Origin of the sequence: Erwinia sp., from assembly GCF_031978025.1 — a bacterium.
Taxonomy (GTDB): domain Bacteria; phylum Pseudomonadota; class Gammaproteobacteria; order Enterobacterales; family Enterobacteriaceae; genus Erwinia.
Genome location: NZ_DALZCD010000207.1, coordinates 6,556 through 7,894 on the forward strand (window position 1 = coordinate 6,556; position 1,339 = coordinate 7,894).

Genomic DNA, 1,339 nt, shown 5'->3' on the forward strand with positions numbered 1-1,339 from the left:
GCGGGAAGTTCCCGGAAACGTTTGAGGCGGTAGCTGACCTGCCCGGCGTAGGCCGTTCGACAGCGGGTGCCGTCCTTTCGTTATCGCTGGGCCAGCACTACCCCATTCTGGACGGCAACGTCAAGCGGGTACTGGCCCGTTGCTACGCTGTGCAGGGCTGGCCGGGTAAGAAAGAGGTGGAAAAGCGTCTTTGGCAGATCAGCGAAGAGGTCACGCCAGCTGAAGGCGTCAGCCAGTTTAACCAGGCGATGATGGATTTAGGGGCGATGGTCTGTACGCGCTCAAAACCTAAATGTGAGATTTGCCCGCTGAAGCTGCACTGTGTCGCTTATGCAAAGGGCGAACAGACGCTCTATCCCGGCAAAAAGCCGAAGCAGATCCTGCCGGAGCGCACCGGCTATTTGCTGATGATGCAGCAAGACGACAAGGTCTGGCTGGAACAGCGGCCGCCAGTCGGCCTGTGGGGCGGGTTATTCTGCTTTCCGCAGTTCCCCAGCGAAGCCGAGCTGCGGCAGTGGCTGCTTGCCCGCCGTATCGATCATGCCTCGCTGACGCAGACTATCGCTTTTCGCCACACATTCAGCCATTTCCACCTGGATATTGTGCCAATGTGGCTGAAACTGCCTGCCGCAGGCGCGGTCATGGATGAAGGAGCGGGTCTCTGGTATAACTTAGCCCAGCCGCCGTCCGTGGGACTGGCTGCCCCGGTGGAACGCTTGCTGGCGCAGCTGCGTCAGCCACAACCGACGGGCATTCGTGCAACAGAAGAGGAAGAGTGATGAGCAGAACCATTTTTTGTACGTTCCTGCAGCGTGACGCTGAAGGACAGGATTTTCAGCTCTATCCGGGAGAGCTGGGCAAGCGTATCTATAACGAGATCTCTAAGGAAGCCTGGTCACAGTGGATGAGCAAGCAAACCATGCTGATCAACGAGAAAAAGCTCAGCATGATGAACCCGGAAGATCGCAAACAGCTTGAGCAGGAAATGGTGAAATTTCTGTTCGAAGGACACGACGTCCATATCGAAGGTTTTACCCCGCCAGCAGAATAAACGTTGGGCCTCGCCGTAGAGGCCCCCTCAATTTGGGCGTAGCACGACATAATGAAGAAACTGATAGGCTTGCTGGTTATCGCGCCGCTGCTGATCTCCTGCTCCAGCAATAAAAAGCCGGTTTTCCACGAAGAGTGGGTCAAGGACACCAACGGATTCGACATTTTGATGGGGCAGTTTGCCCATAACATCGAAAATATTTGGGGTATGAATGAAGTATTGATCGCCGGTCCCAAGGACTACGTGAAGTATAGCGATCAGTATTATACGCGCAGCCATATTAACTTT

At 55.0% G+C, this 1,339-nt stretch carries 3 protein-coding genes; all 3 read left to right on the forward strand.

Features of this window, described 5'->3' with window-relative positions; translation table 11 throughout:
• Positions 1–779, forward strand: a 779-nt coding sequence (gene mutY / locus RTK32_RS15720; protein ID WP_312045598.1) for an A/G-specific adenine glycosylase, incomplete at its 5' end; no start/stop codon positions are given.
• Positions 779–1,051, forward strand: a complete 273-nt coding sequence (locus RTK32_RS15725) for an oxidative damage protection protein (RefSeq protein WP_312045600.1) — start codon at positions 779–781, stop codon at positions 1,049–1,051. The genes mutY and RTK32_RS15725, both read left to right, overlap by 1 nt.
• A gap of 48 nt (positions 1,052–1,099) precedes the next feature.
• A partial coding sequence (locus RTK32_RS15730) for a murein transglycosylase domain-containing protein (RefSeq protein WP_312045604.1) occupies positions 1,100–1,339 on the forward strand: 240 nt, incomplete at its 3' end.

Excerpts from the sequence above, each read along its gene's own strand:
- RTK32_RS15725 (WP_312045600.1), top strand. The coding sequence starts at position 779 with ATGAGCAGAACCATTTTTTGTACGTTCCTGCAGCGTGACGCTGAAGGA.